Here is a 1,374-nt window from a genome sequence, read left to right on the forward strand (position 1 = left end):
TTTCATAGGATGCAGCACCATCATTGGTGAACTCATAGTCACCATTTGTTGCGAATAATGATTCATCAAAAAATTGAAGTACTTCAGCATCTGGAGAACCAGTGTAGAATGCATAGTTCAAAGTTCCCTCAAATGGAGTATCTGATACTAATGCATAGTTAATGGTTCCATCTTCAATTGCTTTCTTGTCGTTTTTCACCATCATTGGAAACTTACTAGTATCCACTGGAGCTTTTGCCGCGTTACCAGATTTATCATTCTTTCCTTCATTTTTTCCACCTGTTGAACTGCTACAAGCAGATAAAAATAGTCCTAGGACGATGATGAGACTCAAAATCTTGAGCAAATGCTTCTTCTTCATCCTTTGTTTTCCCCCTTTTATTATCCTAATCTTTGTCTTGCATCAGCTGCACGCTTTAGCGCTTGACCGATAAAATTTATACACAGCATCATTACTAGGATTAGTAATGATGCAGGTAACCATATCCACCATTTATTTTGAAGAACATCTGGATTGGTTGCATAACTTACGAGAGTACCTAAACTTGGAGTACTTTCCGGCAATCCAAATCCTAGATAAGTTAAACCTGACTCGATCCCTATGTTTCCAGCAAGGTTTAAGGTTAAGNAATGATAGAACTTAAATTCGGTAATACTTCCCTAAAAATAATCTTCCAATCTGGTGTTCCCAGTGTTTTCGATGCCTGCACATAATCTAATTCTCGCTCAGCAAGCGTTTTGGATCGAATTAACCTAGCTTTACCAGTCCAATAAAACGCACTTAAAATCAGGATAAAAGTATACACATTATATTTTGGTGCGATTGTTACGAAAACTATGATTAACATTAACGTCGGAAGAATAATGATAAAGTCAATAATACGCATAATTATATTATCTACCTGTCCACCGAAGTAACCTGCACAGAGACCGACGCAAAGTCCAATTATTCCTGTGAGCAAAGTTATACATAAACCGATAGTAAAGGAGTTTTTAGCCCCAATAATTAATTGTCCTAAAATATCCCTTCCTCCATAATCAGTCCCTAATAAATGTTCAGAGGATGGAGGTGAGTAGATCGACAATAAATCGACTGTAATGATTTTCTCCTGATCTAGTAAAAGGGATGCCCCGTATACAATAATCAAAATGATAGCCAGTAAAATTAACGAGACTATTGCCAATTTATCTCTGACAATTTCTCGCCACATGACGGAAAATAGTCCGACATTTCTCTGTTTCTTCGTTTGTAACTTAGGATTTGCTATCTCTGCTTTCATGTTTATCCCCCTCTCCGTTATTCGATTCTGATTCGTGGATCAACAGCACTCAAGATTATGTCCGAAAGTAATGTACCAACTAATGTTGCAAAAC

General features: G+C 37.1%; 2 pseudogenes. Both read right to left on the minus strand.

Going from position 1 to position 1,374, the window contains the following annotated elements:
* Positions 1–361 (minus strand): annotated as a pseudogene (locus CWO92_RS24835) (oligopeptide ABC transporter substrate-binding protein); the annotation flags it as partial.
* Positions 362–381: 20 nt separating this feature from the next.
* Positions 382–1,280: pseudogene (locus tag CWO92_RS24840) on the minus strand (ABC transporter permease).
* Positions 1,281–1,374: the final 94 nt, after the last annotated feature.

It is taken from the genome of Heyndrickxia camelliae, from assembly GCF_002844575.1.
In the GTDB taxonomy this organism is placed as follows: Bacteria; Bacillota; Bacilli; order Bacillales; family Bacillaceae_C; genus Margalitia; species Margalitia camelliae.